This window comes from Arcicella aurantiaca, from assembly GCF_003148625.1.
In the GTDB taxonomy this organism is placed as follows: Bacteria; Bacteroidota; Bacteroidia; order Cytophagales; family Spirosomataceae; genus Arcicella; species Arcicella aurantiaca.
In genome coordinates, this window is record NZ_QGGO01000035.1 from 1 (window position 1) to 20850 (window position 20850).

General features: G+C 34.3%; 24 protein-coding genes and 1 pseudogene. 6 read left to right on the forward strand and 19 right to left on the reverse strand.

What is annotated here, in order from left to right:
- The first annotated feature begins 71 nt into the window (after positions 1–71).
- Positions 72–341 (forward strand): hypothetical protein, encoded by a 270-nt coding sequence (locus tag LV89_RS21585; RefSeq protein ID WP_146199224.1) that lies wholly within the window; start codon positions 72–74, stop codon positions 339–341.
- An 88-nt stretch (positions 342–429) separates the two neighbouring features.
- Here LV89_RS21585 and LV89_RS21590 read toward each other — a convergent pair whose 3' ends face one another.
- The 4 genes and pseudogenes from LV89_RS21590 to LV89_RS21605 all read right to left on the reverse strand — a co-directional run.
- Positions 430–1719 (reverse strand): energy transducer TonB, encoded by a 1290-nt coding sequence (locus LV89_RS21590; protein WP_146199225.1) that lies wholly within the window; start codon positions 1717–1719, stop codon positions 430–432.
- A gap of 115 nt (positions 1720–1834) precedes the next feature.
- Positions 1835–2419 (reverse strand): RNA polymerase sigma factor, encoded by a 585-nt coding sequence (locus LV89_RS21595; RefSeq protein ID WP_109745012.1) that lies wholly within the window; start codon positions 2417–2419, stop codon positions 1835–1837.
- A 710-nt stretch (positions 2420–3129) separates the two neighbouring features.
- Positions 3130–4062 (reverse strand): RpnC/YadD family protein, encoded by a 933-nt coding sequence (locus LV89_RS21600; RefSeq protein WP_109745013.1) that lies wholly within the window; start codon positions 4060–4062, stop codon positions 3130–3132.
- A 53-nt stretch (positions 4063–4115) separates the two neighbouring features.
- Positions 4116–4388, reverse strand: a pseudogene (locus tag LV89_RS21605) (DUF4834 family protein); the annotation flags it as partial.
- 189 nt (positions 4389–4577) lie between these two features.
- On the opposite strand from LV89_RS21605, the gene LV89_RS21610 reads away from it, so the two are divergent.
- Positions 4578–5066 carry an SPOR domain-containing protein gene (locus tag LV89_RS21610; protein WP_109745015.1) on the forward strand — a complete coding sequence of 163 codons (489 nt, stop codon included), beginning with the start codon at positions 4578–4580 and terminating at the stop codon, positions 5064–5066.
- A gap of 207 nt (positions 5067–5273) precedes the next feature.
- Complete coding sequence (locus tag LV89_RS21615; RefSeq protein ID WP_109745016.1) at positions 5274–5612, forward strand: DUF2853 family protein; 339 nt, start codon at positions 5274–5276, stop codon at positions 5610–5612.
- Between the two features lie 168 nt (positions 5613–5780).
- On the opposite strand, the gene LV89_RS21620 is transcribed toward LV89_RS21615, so the two are convergent.
- Positions 5781–6377, reverse strand: a complete 597-nt coding sequence (locus LV89_RS21620) for a hypothetical protein (RefSeq protein WP_109745017.1) — start codon at positions 6375–6377, stop codon at positions 5781–5783.
- Between the two features lie 209 nt (positions 6378–6586).
- On the opposite strand from LV89_RS21620, the gene LV89_RS25865 reads away from it, so the two are divergent.
- The gene (locus tag LV89_RS25865) at positions 6587–6718 is read left to right on the forward strand and encodes a hypothetical protein (protein WP_262509875.1); all 132 of its coding nucleotides are present in this window, start codon (positions 6587–6589) and stop codon (positions 6716–6718) included.
- 48 nt (positions 6719–6766) lie between these two features.
- Here the strand turns inward: LV89_RS25865 and mraY are convergent, their stop codons facing one another.
- The 11 genes from mraY to LV89_RS21675 all read right to left on the reverse strand — a co-directional run bounded on the left by mraY (position 6767) and on the right by LV89_RS21675 (position 14889).
- On the reverse strand, positions 6767–7981 hold the full coding sequence (mraY, locus tag LV89_RS21625) for a phospho-N-acetylmuramoyl-pentapeptide-transferase (protein ID WP_109745018.1): 1215 nt from the start codon (positions 7979–7981) through the stop codon (positions 6767–6769).
- A 61-nt stretch (positions 7982–8042) separates the two neighbouring features.
- Complete coding sequence (locus LV89_RS21630) at positions 8043–8504, reverse strand: DUF1569 domain-containing protein (RefSeq protein WP_109745019.1); 462 nt, start codon at positions 8502–8504, stop codon at positions 8043–8045.
- Between the two features lie 184 nt (positions 8505–8688).
- Complete coding sequence (gene atpC / locus LV89_RS21635) at positions 8689–8919, reverse strand: ATP synthase F1 subunit epsilon (protein WP_109745020.1); 231 nt, start codon at positions 8917–8919, stop codon at positions 8689–8691.
- Between the two features lie 115 nt (positions 8920–9034).
- Positions 9035–10552 (reverse strand): F0F1 ATP synthase subunit beta, encoded by a 1518-nt coding sequence (gene atpD / locus LV89_RS21640; protein WP_109745021.1) that lies wholly within the window; start codon positions 10550–10552, stop codon positions 9035–9037.
- Between the two features lie 365 nt (positions 10553–10917).
- Positions 10918–11229 carry a helix-turn-helix domain-containing protein gene (locus LV89_RS21645; protein WP_109745022.1) on the reverse strand — a complete coding sequence of 104 codons (312 nt, stop codon included), beginning with the start codon at positions 11227–11229 and terminating at the stop codon, positions 10918–10920.
- A 27-nt stretch (positions 11230–11256) separates the two neighbouring features.
- On the reverse strand, positions 11257–11634 hold the full coding sequence (locus tag LV89_RS21650; RefSeq protein ID WP_211321253.1) for a type II toxin-antitoxin system RelE/ParE family toxin: 378 nt from the start codon (positions 11632–11634) through the stop codon (positions 11257–11259).
- Between the two features lie 99 nt (positions 11635–11733).
- Positions 11734–12447 carry an NRDE family protein gene (locus LV89_RS21655; protein WP_109745023.1) on the reverse strand — a complete coding sequence of 238 codons (714 nt, stop codon included), beginning with the start codon at positions 12445–12447 and terminating at the stop codon, positions 11734–11736.
- 75 nt (positions 12448–12522) lie between these two features.
- A complete protein-coding gene (locus LV89_RS21660; protein ID WP_109745024.1) occupies positions 12523–13017 on the reverse strand; it encodes a hypothetical protein in 495 nt (164 codons plus the stop codon).
- A 31-nt stretch (positions 13018–13048) separates the two neighbouring features.
- Positions 13049–13585, reverse strand: a complete 537-nt coding sequence (locus LV89_RS21665; RefSeq protein ID WP_109745025.1) for a YceI family protein — start codon at positions 13583–13585, stop codon at positions 13049–13051.
- Between the two features lie 34 nt (positions 13586–13619).
- A complete protein-coding gene (locus LV89_RS21670) occupies positions 13620–14354 on the reverse strand; it encodes a hypothetical protein (RefSeq protein WP_109745026.1) in 735 nt (244 codons plus the stop codon).
- A 109-nt stretch (positions 14355–14463) separates the two neighbouring features.
- Positions 14464–14889, reverse strand: coding sequence for a DM13 domain-containing protein (locus LV89_RS21675; RefSeq protein WP_109745027.1), 426 nt, complete (start codon positions 14887–14889; stop codon positions 14464–14466).
- 291 nt (positions 14890–15180) lie between these two features.
- On the opposite strand from LV89_RS21675, the gene LV89_RS21680 reads away from it, so the two are divergent.
- Positions 15181–16344 (forward strand): sigma-54-dependent transcriptional regulator, encoded by a 1164-nt coding sequence (locus LV89_RS21680; RefSeq protein ID WP_109745028.1) that lies wholly within the window; start codon positions 15181–15183, stop codon positions 16342–16344.
- Positions 16345–16382: 38 nt separating this feature from the next.
- On the opposite strand, the gene LV89_RS21685 is transcribed toward LV89_RS21680, so the two are convergent.
- Positions 16383–16991 carry a hypothetical protein gene (locus tag LV89_RS21685; protein ID WP_109745029.1) on the reverse strand — a complete coding sequence of 203 codons (609 nt, stop codon included), beginning with the start codon at positions 16989–16991 and terminating at the stop codon, positions 16383–16385.
- Between the two features lie 398 nt (positions 16992–17389).
- Here LV89_RS21685 and LV89_RS21690 point away from each other — a divergent pair, with 398 nt between their 5' ends.
- Positions 17390–18856 (forward strand): amidohydrolase, encoded by a 1467-nt coding sequence (locus LV89_RS21690; RefSeq protein ID WP_109745030.1) that lies wholly within the window; start codon positions 17390–17392, stop codon positions 18854–18856.
- A gap of 179 nt (positions 18857–19035) precedes the next feature.
- Here LV89_RS21690 and LV89_RS21695 read toward each other — a convergent pair whose 3' ends face one another.
- Positions 19036–19812, reverse strand: coding sequence for an NIPSNAP family protein (locus tag LV89_RS21695; protein WP_109745031.1), 777 nt, complete (start codon positions 19810–19812; stop codon positions 19036–19038).
- A gap of 94 nt (positions 19813–19906) precedes the next feature.
- Positions 19907–20527 carry a transposase gene (locus tag LV89_RS21700; RefSeq protein WP_109745032.1) on the reverse strand — a complete coding sequence of 207 codons (621 nt, stop codon included), beginning with the start codon at positions 20525–20527 and terminating at the stop codon, positions 19907–19909.
- Positions 20528–20850: the final 323 nt, after the last annotated feature.

Sequence of the window (20850 nt, forward strand, 5' to 3'; positions counted from 1 at the left end):
GGAATCTCGCCCGAACAGCAAATAAATAATCCAAATGTAAATTCCTTACGAAACTATGCTAAAATAGCCGCTTGATTCGTAGCGTAGTATTGATATTAAAGATAGATGAACAAATGATAAGAGACATTGATAAGCATCCAATAATCAATTCAAACAAAAAAAAATGTCAACAATTTGGGAATTATCAACCTGATTATAATAGCCATAAAGTGAAAGATGCGAAATTAGATATAGAGAATAGAGGAGATAGAATTGAGATGCTTGAAAAAGAAATAAAAAGCCTAAAATTAACGATTGAGTCTCTTGTTAATACTATAGAAAGTAAATTGAATCTACTATGATTTGCTCACTAAATAAAAAAAAGATTAATATTATTTTACAAAACAAATCTTGTTTTGTAGCCTTATGCAATTCTATTCTCTACATTTTTCAAAAAATAATTGTCTGTATCACTCGTTGTCTTCGAGCCTCTCCCGCAACCATTTTGGGTAGCCATGTTGGACCTTCAGCAATAACTCTGATGGCTTCTTCATCGCAACCATAACCTAATGATTTTATCACTTTAAAATCTAAAAGTTGTCCATTTTTATTTACCTTAAATGCCACAACGACTTCGCCAACTACCTGTTTATCAACAGCTTGCTTTGGTTTTCTCAAATTCTTTTGCAAATATTCTAAATACTCATCAGGACTTACCGACGGCTGAGCAGGATGTTCAGAAGGGTTATATTTCCATGTTTTATTTCTCTTTAAATCAATAAAAATCAACTCTGCTTTTGGTTGAATAAATAGCTCACTTCCAAGATTATTATTCAGATTGATTTCAGTGTTTTCAAAATTGGGGGCTACCAAATTTAGCTTATTTTTTACGTCCTTTTTTTCAAAATTGAATTGCCCATTTGAATCTGTTTTTCCAATAACTTTTTCGTTGGCTAAAATCTCAACATTGGGAACAGGTTTTTGAGTATCTTCATTCAAAACAACTCCACTAATAATACTTAATGGTTGAATTGCTTTTTTTGCATAACTATCTCCTGCACTTCTCATCACGGCAGATGGTGCGGGAGTCGCCTCCACCACAATTGGAGCATCATAAGAAACAACTGACTGAGTAGCTCTTGGAATTTCCACCACCTCTTCTTTCCCACCCATAACAGACTCACTAACAATACTTTGCGAATCCCCACCACCATTTCCACCACTTACTATTTCTTTTCTTTTAGCCTTTTTTGCAACAATTGCTACTTTATTTTCAGTAACAATTTTAGTCATTTCTTCTTTAATTTTCTCTTGGGAAATTGTCGAATTTGAGGATGAAATTTTATGCTCATTTTTAGCTATTTTTTCTTCTTTTTGAGAAGGAATTACAGCTATTTTTCCATCAGAATTTGCCTCATTTTTAGTAGTCAAAATATAGATTCCAAGCCCTAAAAATAACAAAACAGAAGCTGCTCTCGCATACAAAGGCACACGCTTCCAAAGTGGATAAATTTCGGTTTCTTCTTTGCGTATTTTTTCCTCTAAACTTTTTGATAATGAAGCATTTATTTGAGCAAAATCAACTTTTTTCTCTCTCGAAATTTCATATCCTTCCACCATATCATGCAAAACGGCATCACTTAACATTGCCTTTTCAAACTCATGCGTTTGTGCGTGTGAAAGCGTGCCTGCGAGATAGGCTTTAATGGTTTCGGGAGATATGTTTTTGTTTGTTTTCAAAGTATTTGATTGGCACACGGATTTAACGGATTAGACACAGATTACTTTATTTCACTTTCGTATCTATTTAACAAATTATCCGTGTCTAATCCGTAAAATCCGTGTGCCAATATTATCATTTATCCATGCAAATCTTCAAATTTCGCTTACCGTTTTGTAAGTAACTTTTCACTTTATTTATCTCAAAACCAGTCAATTGAGCCACTTCTTGGTAAGTTTTTTCTTGCATAAAAAATAATTCTACCGACTGTTTTTGTTCTGAATTTAAGGTTTTTAAGCAGTCTTCCAATTTCGTCAGATTCTGTTCCACATCAAAACCATCATTAAGATGCTCAGTTGTTGAAAATTCCATAAAATGATTTTCGGAAGAATCTTCATCGGTAAAAATTTCGTCATTGGTAACAATTAAATTCTTCTTTCGCAAAGCCATTAGGCAAAAATTTCGAGTTACCATACCCAGCCAAGCCTTAAAATTCTCTACTTCGTGTTGTCTTAATTTCGGAATTAATTCTTCAAAAATCTGCATGACAGTATCTTTTGCATCGTCTTCGTCCTTAAAATATTTCATAGCAATAGTAAAAACCATTTCCATTTCTGGCTCATACAATTTTCCTAAAACGGATAAATCTCCCGTCTGACGATACTCTTTTAGGAGGTCTATTTCGGTTTGAGGTTTATGTTTTTTCTTGAAAAAGAGCATTGACAAGTAATCCAGACTTAGAAATACCAAGCGAAAAGCGATTTGCGAAAAAGCGAATGAGTGTATTGGTAAAACGAACAGCTTCCATTGTTTATCTTTTACAAACCTCAATCAGTTAAGTATATTTCTACGAAAGATAAATATTTTGACTGAATAAAAATATTTCAAAAAATTATGGATTCCCAATAGAAGGTGTACCATGTATTCAAAACATGAAAACGAAACTATTTTTATTAGACTTCCTGCGAAAGTGTTTTATGATTGAAAAATGGTATATTTTCGAGTGAAAATAGCGGGAATTTTGAAAGCATAGCAGAGAAATGGGGGGATGCCCAATCTTGAAAAATTTTCGCTATTGGTAGCCGAAAAGATGTTGTTTTACGACTTAAAACACTTTCGCAGGAAGTCTATTGCTTGCACTCATTTTGGCATTTCAGTAAATGCTCAACAAAAAGTTATCAATAGACAGGTTATTTATTGACCAAACAGGTTTGTTAGTAAAAACCAGTAAAGCTATTGGATAAAACTGAAAATCGTGAGGGAGTGAACAATAATGAAGAGTAAAATAAAAATCCGTTTAGAAAATTTCTAAACGGATTTTTATTTTACTTCCTGCGAAAGTGTTTTATGATTGAAAAATGGTATATTTTCGCTATTTGTAGCCGAAAAAATGTTGTTTTACGACTTAAAACACTTTCGCAGGAAGTCTATTATAACAATGAAGCTCTTATTTCTTTTACGAATTCAATGTTTACTCCTACTAATAACGCTATTTTTTCATCTGAAAAATCAGTTTGAGTTAGCAGATTTATCGTAAAGTTGTTTTTGTCTTCTTTTTCTTTGATACTCATTCCTTCTTCTCTTCCTTCTTCTCTTCCCTCTTTTCTTGCCATCCGTCTCTCTCTGTCTAAAACAAATTCTTTTAAGCCCATGGTGTTCGGTCGGTTTGTTATTTTATCTAATTCTATATCAAATTTACTAATTAATTCTTTACTTTCAAATCGCACATACAGCTTTAAAAACCTTAAAAGTGCTGTTATTCTTTCTCTCGAAAAATTCTTTGCGTAGAGTTTTCTGAGCAACTGCATTTTCAAATCAAACAAAGACTTTTCCGAAATTTTCCCTTTCTTCAAGGCTGTCAGAACAACTAATATTACCGAAGCGAAAGGATTATCATTCTTTTCAAGTTCCTTTTCGTCTGCATCCAAAACTTTATATACATTGAACTTAAAATCAACAGAAGAACCTATAAATTCTTTTTTATACATCTTCGGGTGAAAGGATTTATTTTTATCAGTCAATATCGCCAAACTGGTAACATCTCTATCATATTTATCTAAAATACGATAGTAATACTGAAACATTCGCTTTTCAAATGCTTTATCGGTGCTTCCTTGTACTTCGATATGTACTAAAACCCACTCGTCTTTTCCTGATTTACGATAAACTTTGATTAATTTATCTACATATTTCGGACTAAATTCGTCAGGATTATTCGGGAAGATTTGTTCTAATTCTTTATCTAAAAAAGAGATTTTACGGTTGAAATCAAAAATTTCTTCCGCATTTGAAAAAAAGAATTTTAGAAAATCATCAGATAGGTCTTCAATAAGTCCTTTCCAGAGGGCATCATCTCTTTTCATTTATTGATTTTAGGTATTGAACGTTAAAAAAGGGTAGCATTATATGTTGAAAATTATTTCACTTCTTCGTAATCTACGTATTCTCCTCCCCCAAAATTTTCTGATTTTTTTCCATTTTTTTTCGGAACGAAATCAATATCTATCTCCCCTTCTCGCTTTTGTTGAGTTTGGTACGCTTTTTGTTGATGCCGCATATCTTGTTGTGCCTTGTTAACTTGAGTCACAATGAAGCCTTTTAATGCCCATTTCATTAATTTAGGCAATATATAGAAGATAACAGCGAGTATTATTATGAACTTAAACATGGTCTTTGAAATTAAAATTAGAGAAAGAAAAGGGTAAAATAGACAATTTTGCTCTTACTCTTATCAATTATATCGTTGTTCTTTGGAAAATAACGCTAAAATTACAAATTAGTTTACTCCACAATATCCTTTTTTATGAAGTTTTTACGAGTGGTCGTATCGTTATATGAATAGAATTGATAAATTCGCATGAATTTATAACCCTATCTTATGAAAAATTGGCTTAAAAATCTGCTGTTCGTATTATTTTCATTCATTTTCTTAGGATTTGGAATGCTGGTAGCTGAGATTTTTATACGTGAAAAAGGCAATCCTCTCAAAGACCCTAATTTTTTAGCACAAACTCCTTCTGATACTGTTACTATCACTAATATTACCACTTTAGATTCCACTCAAGGATGGATAAACGATACGATAGACTTATCTGAACCTGCACCCCAAAATACTGAAAATAAACAAGTTATCACAAAATCAAGTGAGCAAAAAGATTATTTAGTTATTACAGGAATGTATGGGCAAAAAGCTAATGCTAACCGTGAAGTAAAAAAACTAAAAGACTTTGGGTATTCAGAAGCACATAGTTTTCGTAAATCTTCAATGGATGCAGTAAGTGCAGGATATTTCGGGAAGGAAGAAGCGGAAAATATAGCCTCTGAATTAAAAAACAAGGGTTTTCAGGCAATAGTCAAACATCAGTAATAAGCTTTTAGAGGTACTAAATACGGTAATATTTACAATCTTGTATTATCAATAAATACCATCAAACTACCGTTTTCTTAATCTCGCTTTAATTTCGGTCACTAAATTTGGTGATTTAAACAATAATTTGTTATTTCGGACGTGTTTGAAATAACATTTTCATATTCAACAACAGTCTTTTACCAATTTAATTTAAAATAACATCAAATGAGCAAGTTCGATGAAGCAATTGAGACCTACCAAGAGTCTCTAAAAGATTTAGGTATCACTATTGATACCGACCTACTTACAGCTGTGGCTAAAGGTTTAGGTCCTTCTATTTACAATGCAGACTCATCAAAAGTATCTTCTTCTGACTCAGAAGAAATCGCACGTGTAAAGAATAATTTTCTTATTGGAAAGTTAGGCTTAGCCGATGGTCCTGAGTTAGATGCCGCTATTGATAGCGTTGTTGAACAATTAGGAGCATCAAATCGTAACAAATATAGAGCTGTGTTTTATGCTCTTTTAGTTATTAAATTAGGTCAAGAATCTTTTTACGCATAATCATAGCGAAATAGAATGACAACAAAAAATCCATCCTACAACCGTAAGATGGATTTTTTCTCTAACAACAACAAGAATCGACAGCCCCCCGACCGTCAATTTTGTCAAACTATTACCTAACCTAAATATATATCTTTCAATATTATGCGAGCTAAAAACGCCTAATACTTATTTCTTTCCTAACAATTCTCTTTGCTCTACTTTCAATTTCAACTTTCTTTCACCAGTTTTTGTCTTTAACCTGATGGTATAGTCTCCATTGGGAAGTGCATAATCTGGTGAGATAAACACCTCATTATCACCTAAATTCATGATTTCAAAAGGTATTCCCATACCAGATTCTGTATTAAGATATACCTGTAAATCTTTGTTTGATTCTACTTTGATTCTCACTACATCACCTCTTTCTGAGCGAGATACTGAAAGAATTGCAAACGCTTCAGTTGGAGAACCTGCTACTGCTGCATTTGAACTACTAAAAAACGTTCCATTCGATGATGTATAATATCCATAACGCTCTAAAACATCAGAAGTTTTACCTAAAATAGCATTCGCAGAGGCAGATTTTGCCAATTGCTTAGCCATAAATTTGGCATTTGTATTTTTCTCTAAATGATTTGCTGAAGGTCTGTTTGCAGGAGCTACCGATGTTGTTGCATCATTTGTTCCTACATTACGGAAAGTATCAAAAGAATTTGAAGCATTGATAAAAGCCACTGAAGCTAAGATTAGCCCCGAGGTGAGCAATGTTTTAACGTTTTTCATGGGTTGGTTACTTTTTAAAATCCTACTTTGGCGATGTCTATTCTAAAACAATTTCCGTGCCAAAAATTTATTGTTTTTTCTGAAAAAAAAGTCAAAAAAAAAGACTTCGATTTGAATTTCTCCAAACCGAAGTCTTTTTTTTATCGTAAATGGTAGGGACTATTAAGTAATGAAAAACTTTTTCAATTTCTAATTTGGCGATTAGTACAGTGTTTAATAAGTTTCTTCAACTTCCCGAAACAATATCCATTGCGGGTAAAAAACTTTCGGGAAGTGAACCTCTCGACTACTTCCCGAAAGTTCTTTCTACTTTCGGGAAGTTCTACAAGATTTTGAAATAAAAATTATCCAGATAACTTATTAAACAGTGTATTAGCTTGTTAATAGTTTTATCTCAACTTTAAAGTCACCAACGAAATAACTACCAATAAAATACAGATAATCCAAAAGCGAGTTACCAACTTAGCTTCATGATACCCTTTTTTCTGGAAGTGGTGATGTAAAGGTGACATTAAGAATACTCTTCGACCTTCACCAAATTTTTTCTTGGTGTATTTAAAATAACTAACCTGAATAATTACAGACAATAATTCAATCAAGAAAATACCACACAAAATAGGAATCAATAATTCTTTACGAATTACGATAGCAAGGGTCGCAATTACTCCGCCTAACATCAAACTACCCGTGTCGCCCATAAATACCTGTGCAGGGAAAGAATTGTACCATAGAAAGCCAATACAAGCCCCCACAAAGGCGGCACAAAAGACGGCTAACTCTCCAGAGTTCGGAATGAACATCACGTTTAGATATTGAGAGAAAACTTTATTCCCCGACACATACGCTAAAACGGCTAAACCAATCCCAATAATTACCGAAGTTCCTGCCGCTAAGCCATCGATACCATCAGTAATATTTGCACCATTAGAAACCGCCGTAATAATGAAAATTACCGCAATCACATAAATCACCCAAGTGTATTGGTCTAAGCCCAAGAAATCAGGGATTAAATTACTGTAATCAAACTGATTATTTTTCAAAAATGGGACTGTCGAAATCAAAGATTTTGAATCTGTAAATTTTTGTACTTCTCCAATATTCGAGGCGATTTTTGCTTTCTCATAAAAGCGTACTTTTATATCGTCATTGAACCACATGGTTAGTCCCACAATTAGCCCTAAGCCAATCTGTCCAACAATTTTAAACCTTCCTGATAATCCTTCTTTATTTTTCTTGAAAACTTTGATATAATCATCTAAAAAGCCCACTCCACCAAGCCAAAGAGCCGTCACGATTAATAAAATGATATAAATATTATGGAGTTTTGCAAAAAGCAAAGTAGGTACAAGTAACGACAAAAGAATGATAAAACCTCCCATAGTTGGCGTTCCTTTCTTCTGCATTTGACCTTCTAAACCTAAGTCTCTGATGTCTTCTCCGATTTGTAATTTTCTAAGAAAATTAATTACAGTTTTACCCCAAATAGCAGCAATACCGAGTGATGTAACTGTGGCGGCAAAAGCTCTAAAAGTAATGTACTGAAAAAGTCCCGCACCTGGGAAATTGAAGTGCTTATCTAAATAATCAAATAAATAATACAGCATGATTTTGTGGATAGATTAAATATAAAACAAAGTTAGGTTATTAATAGCAATATCGAAAAACCTAAACGCCAAACTGCGTAAGATGATGGTCGAGATGCTTATAAAACAAATTATTCCATTCATCGGCAGTCATTTTACCAAATGAAGTAGCTTCTTTATTGTCAAAGTAAGCTGTTCCTAACTTTTCAGTCTGCTGAATATGTCCTAAAAGTTTAGCTTTTTCTTTTTCAAAATCTCTTTCATCGGTAATTAAAAAAGCAGGGGCAGTCCCTGAGTTTTTCTTGTAAGGAGTGTTTGAATCTGTTAATTTTCCCTTTAGCAATAGCTTTAATAAAAACCGAACAATCAGAGTTGGACGTTTGGCATTTGGGTCAAATGCTTGGTCATAAGCAACGCTACAATGAGCTAACATTTGTCCTACGTTCATCTTACCCCATTGAGGCGTTGTTTGAGCCGTAAGCTTGTTTATTCTCTCTGTAAGCAATTGGGTAGTCTTTGGGTCAAAGATGTTTAGAATAGTCATTTTGAGGGGATGATGATGATTTTATAACAAATGTATCAATTAAAACAAAAAAGCACAAACTCGCAAGAATTTGTGCTTTTGGTTTAAGTTTTGTAACAAGTGTTAGGTAATAAGTACAAAAAATAGGGAAGTATATTTCTTCCTTAAATTATTTGATACCTAATACTTAGGACTTTTTTACAACTTACAATACTGCTTCTGCTAATACAAGAACTTTGTTGTTCAATACTTCAACAACACCACCATCAATGGTGAATTCTTGTTTGTCAGCCGCCAAAGTGCCTTTTCCCAACGTCGAAACGATGGCTGCGTGGTCTTTCAATATTTGAAATGAACCATTAGTACCAGGTAAAGTAACTACGTCAACTTCACCTGAGAACACTTTTTTATCTGGAGTGATAATTTCTAAATTCATTTTTTTATCAGTTAGCAGTAAACAGTTAGCAGTAAACAGTTATTAGTAAACAATGCTCAATAAAATTATTGGGAATCCATAACTAATAACTGTTAACTAATAACTGATAACTGAATTATTTTCCTGCTTCTGCAATCAATTTTTCTCCTTTTGCAATAGCGTCTTCGATGCTACCTACTAAGTTGAACGCTGCCTCTGGAAGGTGGTCATACGCTCCGTCAATAATTGCATTAAAGCCTTTGATGGTATCGTTAATATCAACTAATACACCTTTCAAACCTGTAAACTGTTCAGCCACGAAGAATGGTTGAGATAAGAAACGTTGTACACGTCTTGCACGTGATACTACTAATTTATCTTCTTCTGAAAGTTCATCAAGACCTAAGATAGCAATGATGTCTTGTAATTCTTTGTAACGTTGAAGAATCTCTTTTACTCTTTGAGCTGTATTATAGTGAGTATCTCCTAATACTGCAGCAGAAAGAATACGTGATGATGAATCAAGAGGGTCAACGGCTGGATAGATACCTAATTCGGCAATTTTACGAGAAAGTACCGTTGTAGCATCTAAGTGAGTAAAGGTTGTTGCAGGAGCAGGGTCAGTTAAGTCATCGGCAGGTACATAAACCGCTTGTACTGAAGTAATTGAACCTCTTTTTGTTGAAGTAATACGCTCTTGCATCGCACCCATTTCCGTAGCAAGTGTTGGTTGGTAACCTACCGCTGAAGGCATACGACCTAAAAGGGCTGATACCTCAGAACCTGCTTGTGTAAAACGGAAGATATTGTCAATGAAGAAAAGGATATCACGACCTTGGTCTTCTCCTTCTGCATCACGGAAATATTCAGCAACTGTAAGACCTGAAAGGGCTACTCTTGCTCTTGCTCCTGGAGGCTCGTTCATTTGACCGAATACCAAAGTAGCTTGAGAACCTTTAAGGGCTTCTTCATCTACTTTAGTCAAATCCCACTGTCCTTCTTCCATAGCGTGTTTGAAATCTTCACCGTAACGGATTACGTTTGACTCAATCATTTCACGCAATAAATCGTTACCCTCACGAGTACGCTCACCCACACCAGCAAATACTGAAAGACCTTCATAAGCCTTTGCAATATTGTTGATAAGTTCCATGATTAATACGGTTTTACCAACACCAGCACCACCGAACAAACCGATTTTACCACCTTTTACATAAGGAGCAAGTAAGTCAATTACTTTGATACCTGTGAAAAGCACCTCTGTTGAAGTTGCCAATTCGTCATACTTTGGAGCAAGACGGTGAATAGGCATTCCTTTAGGAGAGTTTGGTTGTGCAATACCGTCGATTGCCTCACCAACTACGTTGAAAAGACGACCTTTGATACCTTCACCAGTAGGCATTGACATAGGTTGTCCTAAGTCGATTACCTCTTTACCTCTTTGAAGTCCTTCTGTTCCTTCCATTGCAATGGTACGAACTCGGTCTTCACCTAAGTGTTGTTGTACTTCAAGAATTACTTTGGTGCCGTTGGCTTTTGTAACCTCCAAGGCATTCAAAATTGCAGGGAGATGAGAGTCTGCACCCTCAAAGCTCACGTCCACAACCGGTCCAATTACTTGCGTAACTTTTCCTTTATTGACTGCATTTGCCATTTTGTATTGTGATTTTGTTATCTGAATTATGCTTATTAATCCTTAAATGTGACCTATAATTTACTGATTTTTAGAATTTTATAGAAATCTACAAATTTGTTTCACATTTAGGGTGCAAAATTACTTGGTAAATTTCAGATTAACAATGCTGTTTTTGGATTTTTACTATATTTTTTGCTCAAAAAGTATCGTTTTGTTGGATTGGTTTAAGTTTTAGAGATTTTGAAATAGGTTTTTGAGAATTATAATTAACGTTTTTACATTTTCGAAAAATATCAATAACTGTAAAAATATTTAAAATATAGTAAAGCAAAACGCCCTACGCAAAAATTTACGTAGGGCGTTCTACTTGAAATTGAACTATTCTAAGAAATATTCATTTCTGTATCCATCAATTGAATTTTGAAGTTTACATTTGCTCTTAGTGCTGTAAAGACTTTCAAAATTGTCTGTATCGTAACATTGCTGGCATTTTTCTCTAATTTTGAGATTTGGGATTTCTTCACACCAACTAATTCTCCTAATGCTTCTTGGGTAAGATTTCGTTCTTTTCGGGTATTTTTTATCATATCTCCCAATAAGTCAAGTTGTAATCTGAACTCAAATTCATCTCTTCTTGGAGTACCTTTTACTCCCATGAATTCATCCTTTATTTCGTCTAATGTGTATGTCTTCATTCTAATATATTTTTATATTGTAAACATCTAATTTTTGTCTTCAAAATATAATCGTCTAATAGTCTCAGCTTTTTCGATTACATTTTTAGGAATTTTATCTACTTTTTTCACAAATCCATGTGTTGCAATTACTAATGTATTTGTTTCTCCTTCTTTATCCCAAAATGCCAAAAGACGATATTGTACCCCTTTGTATTTCGTTCTAAACTCCCAAATATTTCCATTCAATTTTTTAAACAGTTTTGGGTCATTTTGTTCTTTAGCTTTATTAATGTTGTAGATGATTTTATCAAACGTTTTTTCATCTAATTTACTGAGGAAGCATCTTGCTTCTTCTAAGAATTGAACTTCAAATTTGGTATTCACTATCTTTATTTGTTTTAAAATCGTAGCAATGGTTTGCATTCCATCAAGTATGATTGTGGGTAGAAATTATTTTTTCTTATTTTGATAAAACAAAGCTATCAAAAGTTTCCATATAATTCAACTTTTATTTTTATCTTCTTACAAAACCCGATAAAACAACGCCTGCTCTGACAATAAATCATGGAAGGAAAAAGATAGATATTGATTGTGTTTGACAACTTGGAAAACACATTGCGTTACCAATTCATCATTGCGGTTCATTCGCATATCGTTGTGATTGTCGCCTGTGCCTCCATTCAGATGAAAGTTAATGACTTGTTCTTTTGACAATACTGAATTTTGCTCTCTGAAATCAGCAAACCATTTTTCTCTTTCTGCACAAACTTCCGCTGGATATAATGTTGAAGATGACCAAATATGGGGTTCATTGGGGTTTTTAGCAGAATAATGTAGCATTTGCCCATCCCATCTAAATTCACATAGTTGAAGATTATTTTTTGTACTAAGAATAATTAAAGTACAATTCTCTATTCCTTCAAACGAGTAATTGTTAATAAAATCTTCGACTGAATCGTATTTGAAAAAGTCTAAAATTATTTGTCCTCTACTCTGTCTATATGGTGGATTATGCTTGTGTTTTTCGAATGCTCCGTTTAGTAAACAAAGGGTAAAATCGTTGGAGGTTGCAAGCCATGTTCCGCCTGCTTGAGCATCTTTCGGAAAATAGACTTCTTTACCGTTAATAATATATTTTTTAGGAGGTATTGCTTTAGGTCTTGCAAGGGCTTCATCTCTATTATTTGTCAAAATAAAACCTTGTTTGCCTGTGGGTATGTAGGTAAGGACGCACATTGGGGATTAGTTACTGGTTATTAGGAATTGGTTATCAGTAGCAGAGAAATCAATAGCTATTATTTGAATTTATCATTAGCCAACAACTCTAAATCTAATTGTGGAATGAGCTACTCCAAAATTTTGTGGGATTTTAACTTCTGGATACATTTCATTCAATCCAATCTTAATAATAGCTAAATGGTGAATAGTGTGTTCGATGAGATAGGTTAATTCTCGATAAAAACTACTTGGGACAAGCATTGCTTGGTCTGCCCCAAATTGCGTTTTTAAAGATAATGGATGGTCTGATTTTGAGAGAGACAATTGTTGTTTAATGCCTTCTAATATTTCAATTGTAAAGTTTTTATCTACTTCAATTTGAATATTCCGTTCACGAGCATCATAGTTGACCAATTCGTCTGCATTGCTTTTCAATAAACACTGATAAAATTCTACAATATGCCTCACGTGCTGTCCTACGGTACTGTAATGTAATGGACGCAAGCTGTCTCTATATATAATTGAATCTAAATCATTTAGTAAATCAATGAGTTGGTCTATTATGTCTATGTTTGTTTTCTGAAGCATCGTTAATGGGTACTTAATTTGGAAAATGATTTTATTCCTTGACAGCGTTTACAAGAATTGAAAAAGTTACATTATCACTCATTCCTAAAGTGCCTCCTCCTACTGCCCAATCTCGTCTATTAATAACTGCTGAGCCTTGGAAAGCGGCTTTGTCACCATCTTGTTTGAAAGTAAATGGAATTTTCACATTCTTAGTAATGTCCTTTATTGTCAAGTCAAAATAACCTATATAATTACTACCGTCTTTTTCTATTTTGGTAGTTTTCATTTTTAAATTAGGATACTTTGTGACATTGAAAAAATCTGTTTTTTCTCGTAAATGCTTATTTCTAAGGTTATTTTCGGTATCAATAGTATTGGCATCTACACTTGCCACTAAACTGGATGACGAAAGATTGTTAGGGTCAAATTTTATCACGCCTGCAAAACCTTTAAATTTTCCATCAACAGTACTGCCAAGCATTTTTATTTTGAAGAAAACATTTACCGTTACAGGCTTCCAATTTTGAGCAGAAATGGTTGTTATCGTCAAATTTACGAAAAAACAAAAGAACAAGATTTTTTTCATCAGCATAATCAAGTTTAGTGTTGAGGCTGTTTATTTAAAATTTATACGAAACCGCTACCATTGGCATCAGATTTTTGTATCGCCAACGGTTATTGTCATCTGTATTTACTTTTACATTTTTATCTGTCATGTATTCCACAAATAGAAAACTTACACCTGCTCTAATTCCTATTTTATCCGAAACCCAATAGCGTCCATAAAGTTCTGAATTTAGTCCACCAATATCCGAGTCACTCACCAATAATAAATTTAACCCACTTGGACTTGCTCCAGATTGTGTCGAACCATCCACAAATTTTCTTTTATTTTTCACCGAAACAATATCTCCCGTCTGTTTTCCACCAAAGGTTACACCCAAGGCATCAATATTAAAACCTACTTCCAATTTTTGAGATAAAGCATATTGCAAATTTATTGAAATATTCAAAGCATTACTTTGAATCGATTTTAACCTAAAAGTATCAATATTAGCTACAATATCTTCAGCAAAAAGGGCTGCAAAACTGGCACTGCCAGACGTTAATTTAGCAGGTGCTGTTCTGAAATCAATAGTGCTATTACTAAAAAAAGAAGTTAACCGAACACCATATCCTATTTTAAACCGATTTGACTTTCCGACCCCAAACATTTTTGTAAATGATAATGCTGGTGAAAATCCGCTACCTCCAGCCAGAGCCAAGTCAAGCGTTTTATAGGACTTGTCTAAGCCTTGAGCCGAAATTTGAAAAGTTACAAAACTTACTAATAAGCACAGAATGATTTTTTTCATGATTTTAATGATTATTTTATATTAATTGAGAATTGAGGTTAAATATCACCGATATTTTGAAAGTAAATTTAAAGCTAAATAAACAAATTTCAGGGATTAAATTAAATCGCTATTCCAATTTGGCACTCCCAAACAATACTGAAAATTGTTGACACCAAACCAATACGTGCTTCTGTTTTTCTAAAACCGCCCCCGTTGGAACTTCAAGCGTAAAAGTACCAGTTTTAGTCAATTTGGCTACCGAAATAAAACCTTTCGCACTTTTATCCTCTGCCAGATAAACATAAAGGTCTGGTCCTTCGTCGGTTTTAAAATTCTCAAAGGAAAGAAATCTTTTCTTCGCATCATCTTTATCAATGATTAATTTAACAGAACCTGACACGCTGTGAACAGCAGGTAAAAAACTACCCAAAGCTTCTTGTTTTCCGTCAATAATGGATTGACTTGGTGTTTGTACAACTGGTGTCAGCGTCTCATTTTTTACGCAAGCTCCCATCGCCAAAGCAATTGTGAATATAAAAAGTGTTTTTCTCATGGCTATTGTAATTATTTATGATACAAAATTGCAAAAAACAAAAAACATCTTTTGTCGGCTAAATGACTATTCCCAAAAGTATGTCCATTTATCTGACGAAGTTTAAGATAATACAAACGATTTATCATAAAAAATCAGCAACAATACCTTAAATTAAAATATTAAGTAAGTTTTCTTATCATAAAATTTAGTAAAAAGGCGAAAATCACGTATTTTTGACAATTACTTGCTAAACACACACTTATAAATATATTTCCGACAATTAACCGCCACAAATTATACCCTCGCCCTATGGCAAAATTATTAATTATTGACGATGAAAAAGCGATTCGTGGAGCATTGAGAGACATCCTCGAATATGAAGGCTATTCTATCGAAGAAGCCAGCGATGGCGAACAAGGTCTGGAATTAGTTACCCAAAATGACTACGATGTAGTTCTTTGTGATATTCGTATGCCTAAAATTGAAGGGCTGGATTTATTACAAAAAGCTACTGAAATGGGAAAGGGAGCTCAATTCATTATGATTTCTGCCTTTGGTAATGTAGAAACCGCTGTGGAAGCTACAAAACGTGGAGCGTTTGATTTTATCTCAAAACCGCCTGATTTGAACCGATTGCTCGTGACAGTTCGTAATGCCATTGAACGTGGCAAAATGATTGTTGAGACAAAGGTTTTGAAGAAAAGGGTTTATAAACTCAATGAAATTGTCGGAGAATCTGCCAGTATTCAACGTGTAAAAGATACTTGTGACCGTGTAGGACCAACTGAAGCTCGTGTGCTGATTACAGGACCAAATGGTTCAGGAAAGGAAATGGTTGCGAAGCGTTTGCACGAAAGAAGTGGAAGAGCTCACATGCCTCTGATTGAGGTAAACTGTGCCGCAATTCCTTCTGAATTGATTGAATCAGAACTTTTCGGTCACGAAAAAGGTGCTTTTACTTCAGCAATCAAACAACGTATCGGTAAATTTGAACAAGCTGATGGCGGAACACTTTTCTTAGATGAGATTGGAGACATGGCTCTTTCGGCACAAGCAAAAGTATTGAGAGCTTTGCAAGAAGGAAAAATTACGAGAGTGGGTGGCGATAAAGAAATCAAAATCAACGTAAGAGTTTTTGCGGCAACCAATAAAGTTTTACAAACTGAAATTGCAGAAGGACGTTTCCGTGAAGATTTATTTCACCGTTTAAATGTGATTCCAATTCACGTTCCTGCTTTAGCTCAACGTCCTGACGATATTCCATTATTGGTTGAAAAATTCTTGAGTGATGTTGCCAATGAATACGGGCAAGCCTCAAAAGAAGTTGACGACGATGCTATGAAATATTTACAGAGTCTTCCGTGGACGGGTAATGTCCGTGAATTACGTAACGTAGTTGAGCGTTTGGTCATTATGTGTAACGACGTAATTACGCTTGAAGATGTAAAATTATTCGCCATGCCAGTGATATAATGTTAGGCATATAACAATAAAAAAGGCTTCTTGAGTTATCAAGAAGCCTTTTTGGTATCTTTACTTTTCTTATCTTTTCCTGATTCTTCTTTTTTAGTTTTGGTCGTTTCTTCTTTTTTATCTTTCACACCCTCCTCTTTTTTTGATTTCTCTTTTGTGGATTCTTCAGTTTTTGCTGTTTTGTCGAACGATGTTACAAAACCTGTTGCATTTACAATTTTCCATTCCCCTTTAATTAATTCTAAAATTCGAGTTTCTTTTGAAGCCTCTTTTTTCCCGTTGGTAGTTTTGGTCTGGTCGAATGTTAGCCAAATATAGGTTGGATTAACTTTTCTAAAATTGTAATTATCACGTTTAAAAGTACATTTTACTGCTTTTGAGTTTTCTTTAAAATAATTAGCGACAAAAGTGTTGATATTATCCCAACCGTCTTTCTGACTAACACGGTCTTTTTCTACCAAAGCCCAATAGGTTTGTGGGGTTTGTCGATAGCAATTTGTCCATTTCTCAAGATTTCGTGCATAAAAATATTTAGCTTCCGTATTTATGGCTTGCTTGATTGCCTCTTGCTCTTCTGCCGTTGTGATATTCTGAGCAAAAGATTTTGAAAAGAATAGAACGAATAATAAAAATAAGTAAGGTTTCATGGGCTATATTATTTATTTTATTGTGAAGATAAAGTAAAATATAATTTTTAACAATGAAGAAAGATGTATAGATAAGTTATTGAACGAAAACTAAAATTGCTTGATTACTTACTCATAAATATACGAGAAAAAAGTTTTTTTGTTGTTTCGATAACCTAAATAAACTTTCGCCTGACAAACCATCTGATATATTGTAAATCTGATACTTTAATGTTTACAAGGTATATAAAAGGGCTTTATTGTTCGTCATTTTTCTTCAAATCAGAAGTTTTCTAAATCAATTCTTTGTTTTCTTGGCAGGGTGAATATCTTTGTATTAGTAGCACAGGAATCCTTCCTGTGTGCTTCACAGGAAAGATTCCTGTGCTACATTGCCGTTATCATCAACCAATCATTTCATGAAAAAAACCGTTATTATTCTCCTCTCCTTAGTATCATTTTCTGCTATTTCTCAAAAAAAGAAAACAGCAACCGTTACACCACAAAACACAGATAAACAAACTGTAATTTCCAATATCGACAAGCGTTTTGATGAATACGCAGGGATTTCTAAGCAAATCTGGAATTATGCCGAATTGGGCTATATGGAAGAAAAGTCTTCTATTTTATTGCAAGAATTACTCAAAAAGGAGGGCTTTAGCGTTCAGGCAGGTGTAGCAGGTATTCCAACGGCTTTCTTAGCTACTTTTGGCGAAGGTCAACCGACGATTGGTATTTTGGCAGAATATGATGCACTTCCGGGTTTAGCACAAGAATCTGTTTCAGAAATTAAACCAATTCCAAATCAAAAAGGCGGACATGGTTGTGGGCATAATCTTTTTGGAACAGCATCCGTTGCGGCAGCAATTGAAGTAAAAAATTGGCTTCAAAAATCGGGACAAAAAGGAACGGTAAAAATCTACGGTTGCCCTGCCGAAGAAGGTGGTTCGGGCAAAGTTTATATGGTTCGTGAAGGACTTTTCAATAATGTTGATGTGGTTTTGCACTGGCATCCAGGTTCTCAGAATGGAGCTGACGCAGGAACATCATTGGCAAATAAAAATGCGAAATTCCGTTTCAAAGGCATTGCAGCACACGCTGCGGCATCGCCAGAAAGAGGTCGTTCTGCGTTGGACGGCGTAGAAGCAATGGACATGATGGTAAATATGATGCGTGAACACATTCCACAGGACACTCGAATTCACTACGTAATCACGAAAGGTGGCGAAGCCCCAAATGTTGTTCCAGCTTATGCAGAAGTGTATTATTACGCTCGTCACAAAGACCGTGAAATCTTACAAAGTGTTTGGAAGCGTATTGAAAATACAGCTCAGGGTGCTGCTTTAGGGACAGGAACAAAAGTAGAATGGGAAGTTTTGGGAGGTGTTTATAATCTATTACCAAACGTTACATTGGCTGAAACCATGCACAATAATTTAGCAATGGTTGGCGGGGTAACTTATACAGAAGAGGAAAAGAAATTTGCCGAAAAAATCAGCGAAACTTTAGGCGACCAAAAACAACCTGTTGAAAATGCTGCCAAAGTTAAGGATTTCAGAGATGCCTCAGAAAGTGCAACAAGTGGAGGTTCAACGGATGTCGGTGATGTAAGTTGGACGGTGCCAACAGTAGGTTTACAAACGGCTACTTGGGTACCAGGTTCGGCGGCACACAGTTGGCAATCAACGGCAGCAAGTGGTATGACAATCGGACAAAAAGGAATGATTGTAGCAGCAAAAACGTTGGCTTGTACAGCATTGGATTTGTACAAAGATGCTACTTTAATTGAAAAAGCAAAAGCTGAATGGATTTTGAAACGTGGAGCAAACTTTAAATACGAAGCTCTTTTAGGAGACAGAAAACCTGCGTTGGATTATCGGAAATGAGTTTATGAGTTTATGAGTTTATGAGTTTATGAGTTTATGAGTTTATGAGTTTATGAGTTATGAGTTTATGAGTTTAAAGAAAATTTGATTTTTATAAAAATATACTCATTGAAACAAGAATATTTTTATAAAATTAAACGAACCTTTAACTCATAAACCCTTAACTCATAGACTAAAAATTATATCTGCGAATATTCTGTTGGAGTCAAAAAGTGAATTTCGGCTTTTGTCATAGCGTGGTCGTATTCTGGAAGAACTTTAATACGATTCCATTCTGAATCTGCTCCGAACGCTTTCCAATGTTCATCTCTTGATTTTCTATTATCAAAAGTTGTCATATACACCAAATTAGGCTGTTTTCCTCCAATAATTGTCTGAGCATAAAATACAGGATTGAAGCCTAATCTTACGAAAATATCAATTTCGCCACCTTCATTAAACATGTGTACTTTTTTGTTTCCTTTAACTTCACTGTGACTTTCGTACAAACGATATTCATATACTCTTTCTGATTTTGGAGCATTTGTAGTTGGCACTTTCATTGAAGTCCAATTTTTAAAAGCTACCGACAAAGAACTTTCAAAACGCTCATAAGCAGGTGTTGTATGGTCAGCATCTAAATATGGTTTTCCTGCTTGTTGATAAACTGCATCTGCCGATAATTTAGCCGAAACTTTCACCACGTCATCTAAAGATTTGTAAGGAATTAAGACATATAATTTCAACCCATCTTTTTGGTCGGCTTCATCAAAAACACCCACTGAAGTTACGCCCGCACGATTATAGGCTGGAATTGCCGCATTTTTGAAATAATCCTCCACAACGGTTTTCTGAACAGCCGTCTTGAAACTGTAAACTCTAATTTCGTAATATTCTGGTTTACCTTTGGCAAAAGAAGTGATGGCAAACATGGTTGCCAATAAAAAAATAGCAAATGCTGAAATACGTTTTAACATGGTTCTTGGAAAAAAATTGATTGTTCGATGAATATAACTAAATAATGGGGCTTTCTGTTTCCTTTCTTTGGATATTGTCTGTGTTTAAACGGTATTAATCAAAATCCAACTTCCCTGTTAATGGCATTCCCTCATGAAATGTCCTAAAGCTATCTACATTACCAAACCAATTCAATACTTCATCTCTTTGTAAATTAGTCTGTTTGCGGGATAAAAAAGCGTGATATGACGAATAATTCCAAGCTGATAAATCTTTAACAAAGCCATGATGAACAGGATTTGCATGAATATAATAGACTAATTGTGTAAAATATTTATCCGTTTCAACAAGTTTACGTTTGAAATTAGGGTTAAATAAGCTTCCTTTTCTACCATTTTGTCTATTGAAAGCCTGAGAATATGAACTAAACAGGCTCGCAAACTCTCGACTTAAATAGTTTGAAATATCTTCTTCTAAAAGTTTTTCTCTTGATTGTTTCTTGTATTCATACGCCTTTTGTAAATCAGGCTCAGCTTTAATTCTAATTAGAAAATGAATATGATTGGGCATTAAACAATAGGCAAATGTATCCGCAATTGGATTAATAAAAGTAGCGTAACGCTGTAAGAAGTAACGATAGTTTTCAGAATTTAAGAATAAATTATCACTTCCATTAGCATGATTATAAATGTGGTAATAATTTTCGGGTGATAGAGGTATTTCGTAATTTTTCATAGTAAAGTGTATTTAGTTTACATATCGAAAGTTTTATAGGCATTTTTCAAAATAATTCAACTTTCCGAAAGTAAAAATAACTTTCGGAAAGTTCTTTCAATTTCCCGTTCGGGTAAATAATTTTCGGGAAGTGAAGTCTGCGTTTTATACTTTCCGAAAGTTTTTTTTACTTTCGGAAAGTTTGGGTTTCTACAAATTCGTTCACCAAAATAACGTTGCTTCAAGTCGGAACTTTCCGAAAGTAGAAATAACTTTCGGAAAGTGATTTATGCGTTTTATTCTTCTCGAAAGTAGAAAAAAATTTCGAGAAGTTCTTTCAATTT

Coding starts and splice junctions, on each gene's coding strand:
- LV89_RS21595 (WP_109745012.1), bottom strand. CDS start 2,419: ATGCTCTTTTTCAAGAAAAAACATAAACCTCAAACCGAAATAGACCTC.
- LV89_RS21600 (WP_109745013.1), bottom strand. CDS start 4,062: ATGAAAAGAGATGATGCCCTCTGGAAAGGACTTATTGAAGACCTATCT.
- LV89_RS21610 (WP_109745015.1), top strand. CDS start 4,578: ATGAAAAATTGGCTTAAAAATCTGCTGTTCGTATTATTTTCATTCATT.
- LV89_RS21615 (WP_109745016.1), top strand. CDS start 5,274: ATGAGCAAGTTCGATGAAGCAATTGAGACCTACCAAGAGTCTCTAAAA.
- LV89_RS21620 (WP_109745017.1), bottom strand. CDS start 6,377: ATGAAAAACGTTAAAACATTGCTCACCTCGGGGCTAATCTTAGCTTCA.
- mraY (WP_109745018.1), bottom strand. CDS start 7,981: ATGCTGTATTATTTATTTGATTATTTAGATAAGCACTTCAATTTCCCA.
- LV89_RS21630 (WP_109745019.1), bottom strand. CDS start 8,504: ATGACTATTCTAAACATCTTTGACCCAAAGACTACCCAATTGCTTACA.
- atpC (WP_109745020.1), bottom strand. CDS start 8,919: ATGAATTTAGAAATTATCACTCCAGATAAAAAAGTGTTCTCAGGTGAA.
- atpD (WP_109745021.1), bottom strand. CDS start 10,552: ATGGCAAATGCAGTCAATAAAGGAAAAGTTACGCAAGTAATTGGACCG.
- LV89_RS21645 (WP_109745022.1), bottom strand. CDS start 11,229: ATGAAGACATACACATTAGACGAAATAAAGGATGAATTCATGGGAGTA.
- LV89_RS21650 (WP_211321253.1), bottom strand. CDS start 11,634: ATGCAAACCATTGCTACGATTTTAAAACAAATAAAGATAGTGAATACC.
- LV89_RS21655 (WP_109745023.1), bottom strand. CDS start 12,447: ATGTGCGTCCTTACCTACATACCCACAGGCAAACAAGGTTTTATTTTG.
- LV89_RS21660 (WP_109745024.1), bottom strand. CDS start 13,017: ATGCTTCAGAAAACAAACATAGACATAATAGACCAACTCATTGATTTA.
- LV89_RS21665 (WP_109745025.1), bottom strand. CDS start 13,585: ATGAAAAAAATCTTGTTCTTTTGTTTTTTCGTAAATTTGACGATAACA.
- LV89_RS21670 (WP_109745026.1), bottom strand. CDS start 14,354: ATGAAAAAAATCATTCTGTGCTTATTAGTAAGTTTTGTAACTTTTCAA.
- LV89_RS21675 (WP_109745027.1), bottom strand. CDS start 14,889: ATGAGAAAAACACTTTTTATATTCACAATTGCTTTGGCGATGGGAGCT.
- LV89_RS21680 (WP_109745028.1), top strand. CDS start 15,181: ATGGCAAAATTATTAATTATTGACGATGAAAAAGCGATTCGTGGAGCA.
- LV89_RS21685 (WP_109745029.1), bottom strand. CDS start 16,991: ATGAAACCTTACTTATTTTTATTATTCGTTCTATTCTTTTCAAAATCT.
- LV89_RS21690 (WP_109745030.1), top strand. CDS start 17,390: ATGAAAAAAACCGTTATTATTCTCCTCTCCTTAGTATCATTTTCTGCT.
- LV89_RS21695 (WP_109745031.1), bottom strand. CDS start 19,812: ATGTTAAAACGTATTTCAGCATTTGCTATTTTTTTATTGGCAACCATG.
- LV89_RS21700 (WP_109745032.1), bottom strand. CDS start 20,527: ATGAAAAATTACGAAATACCTCTATCACCCGAAAATTATTACCACATT.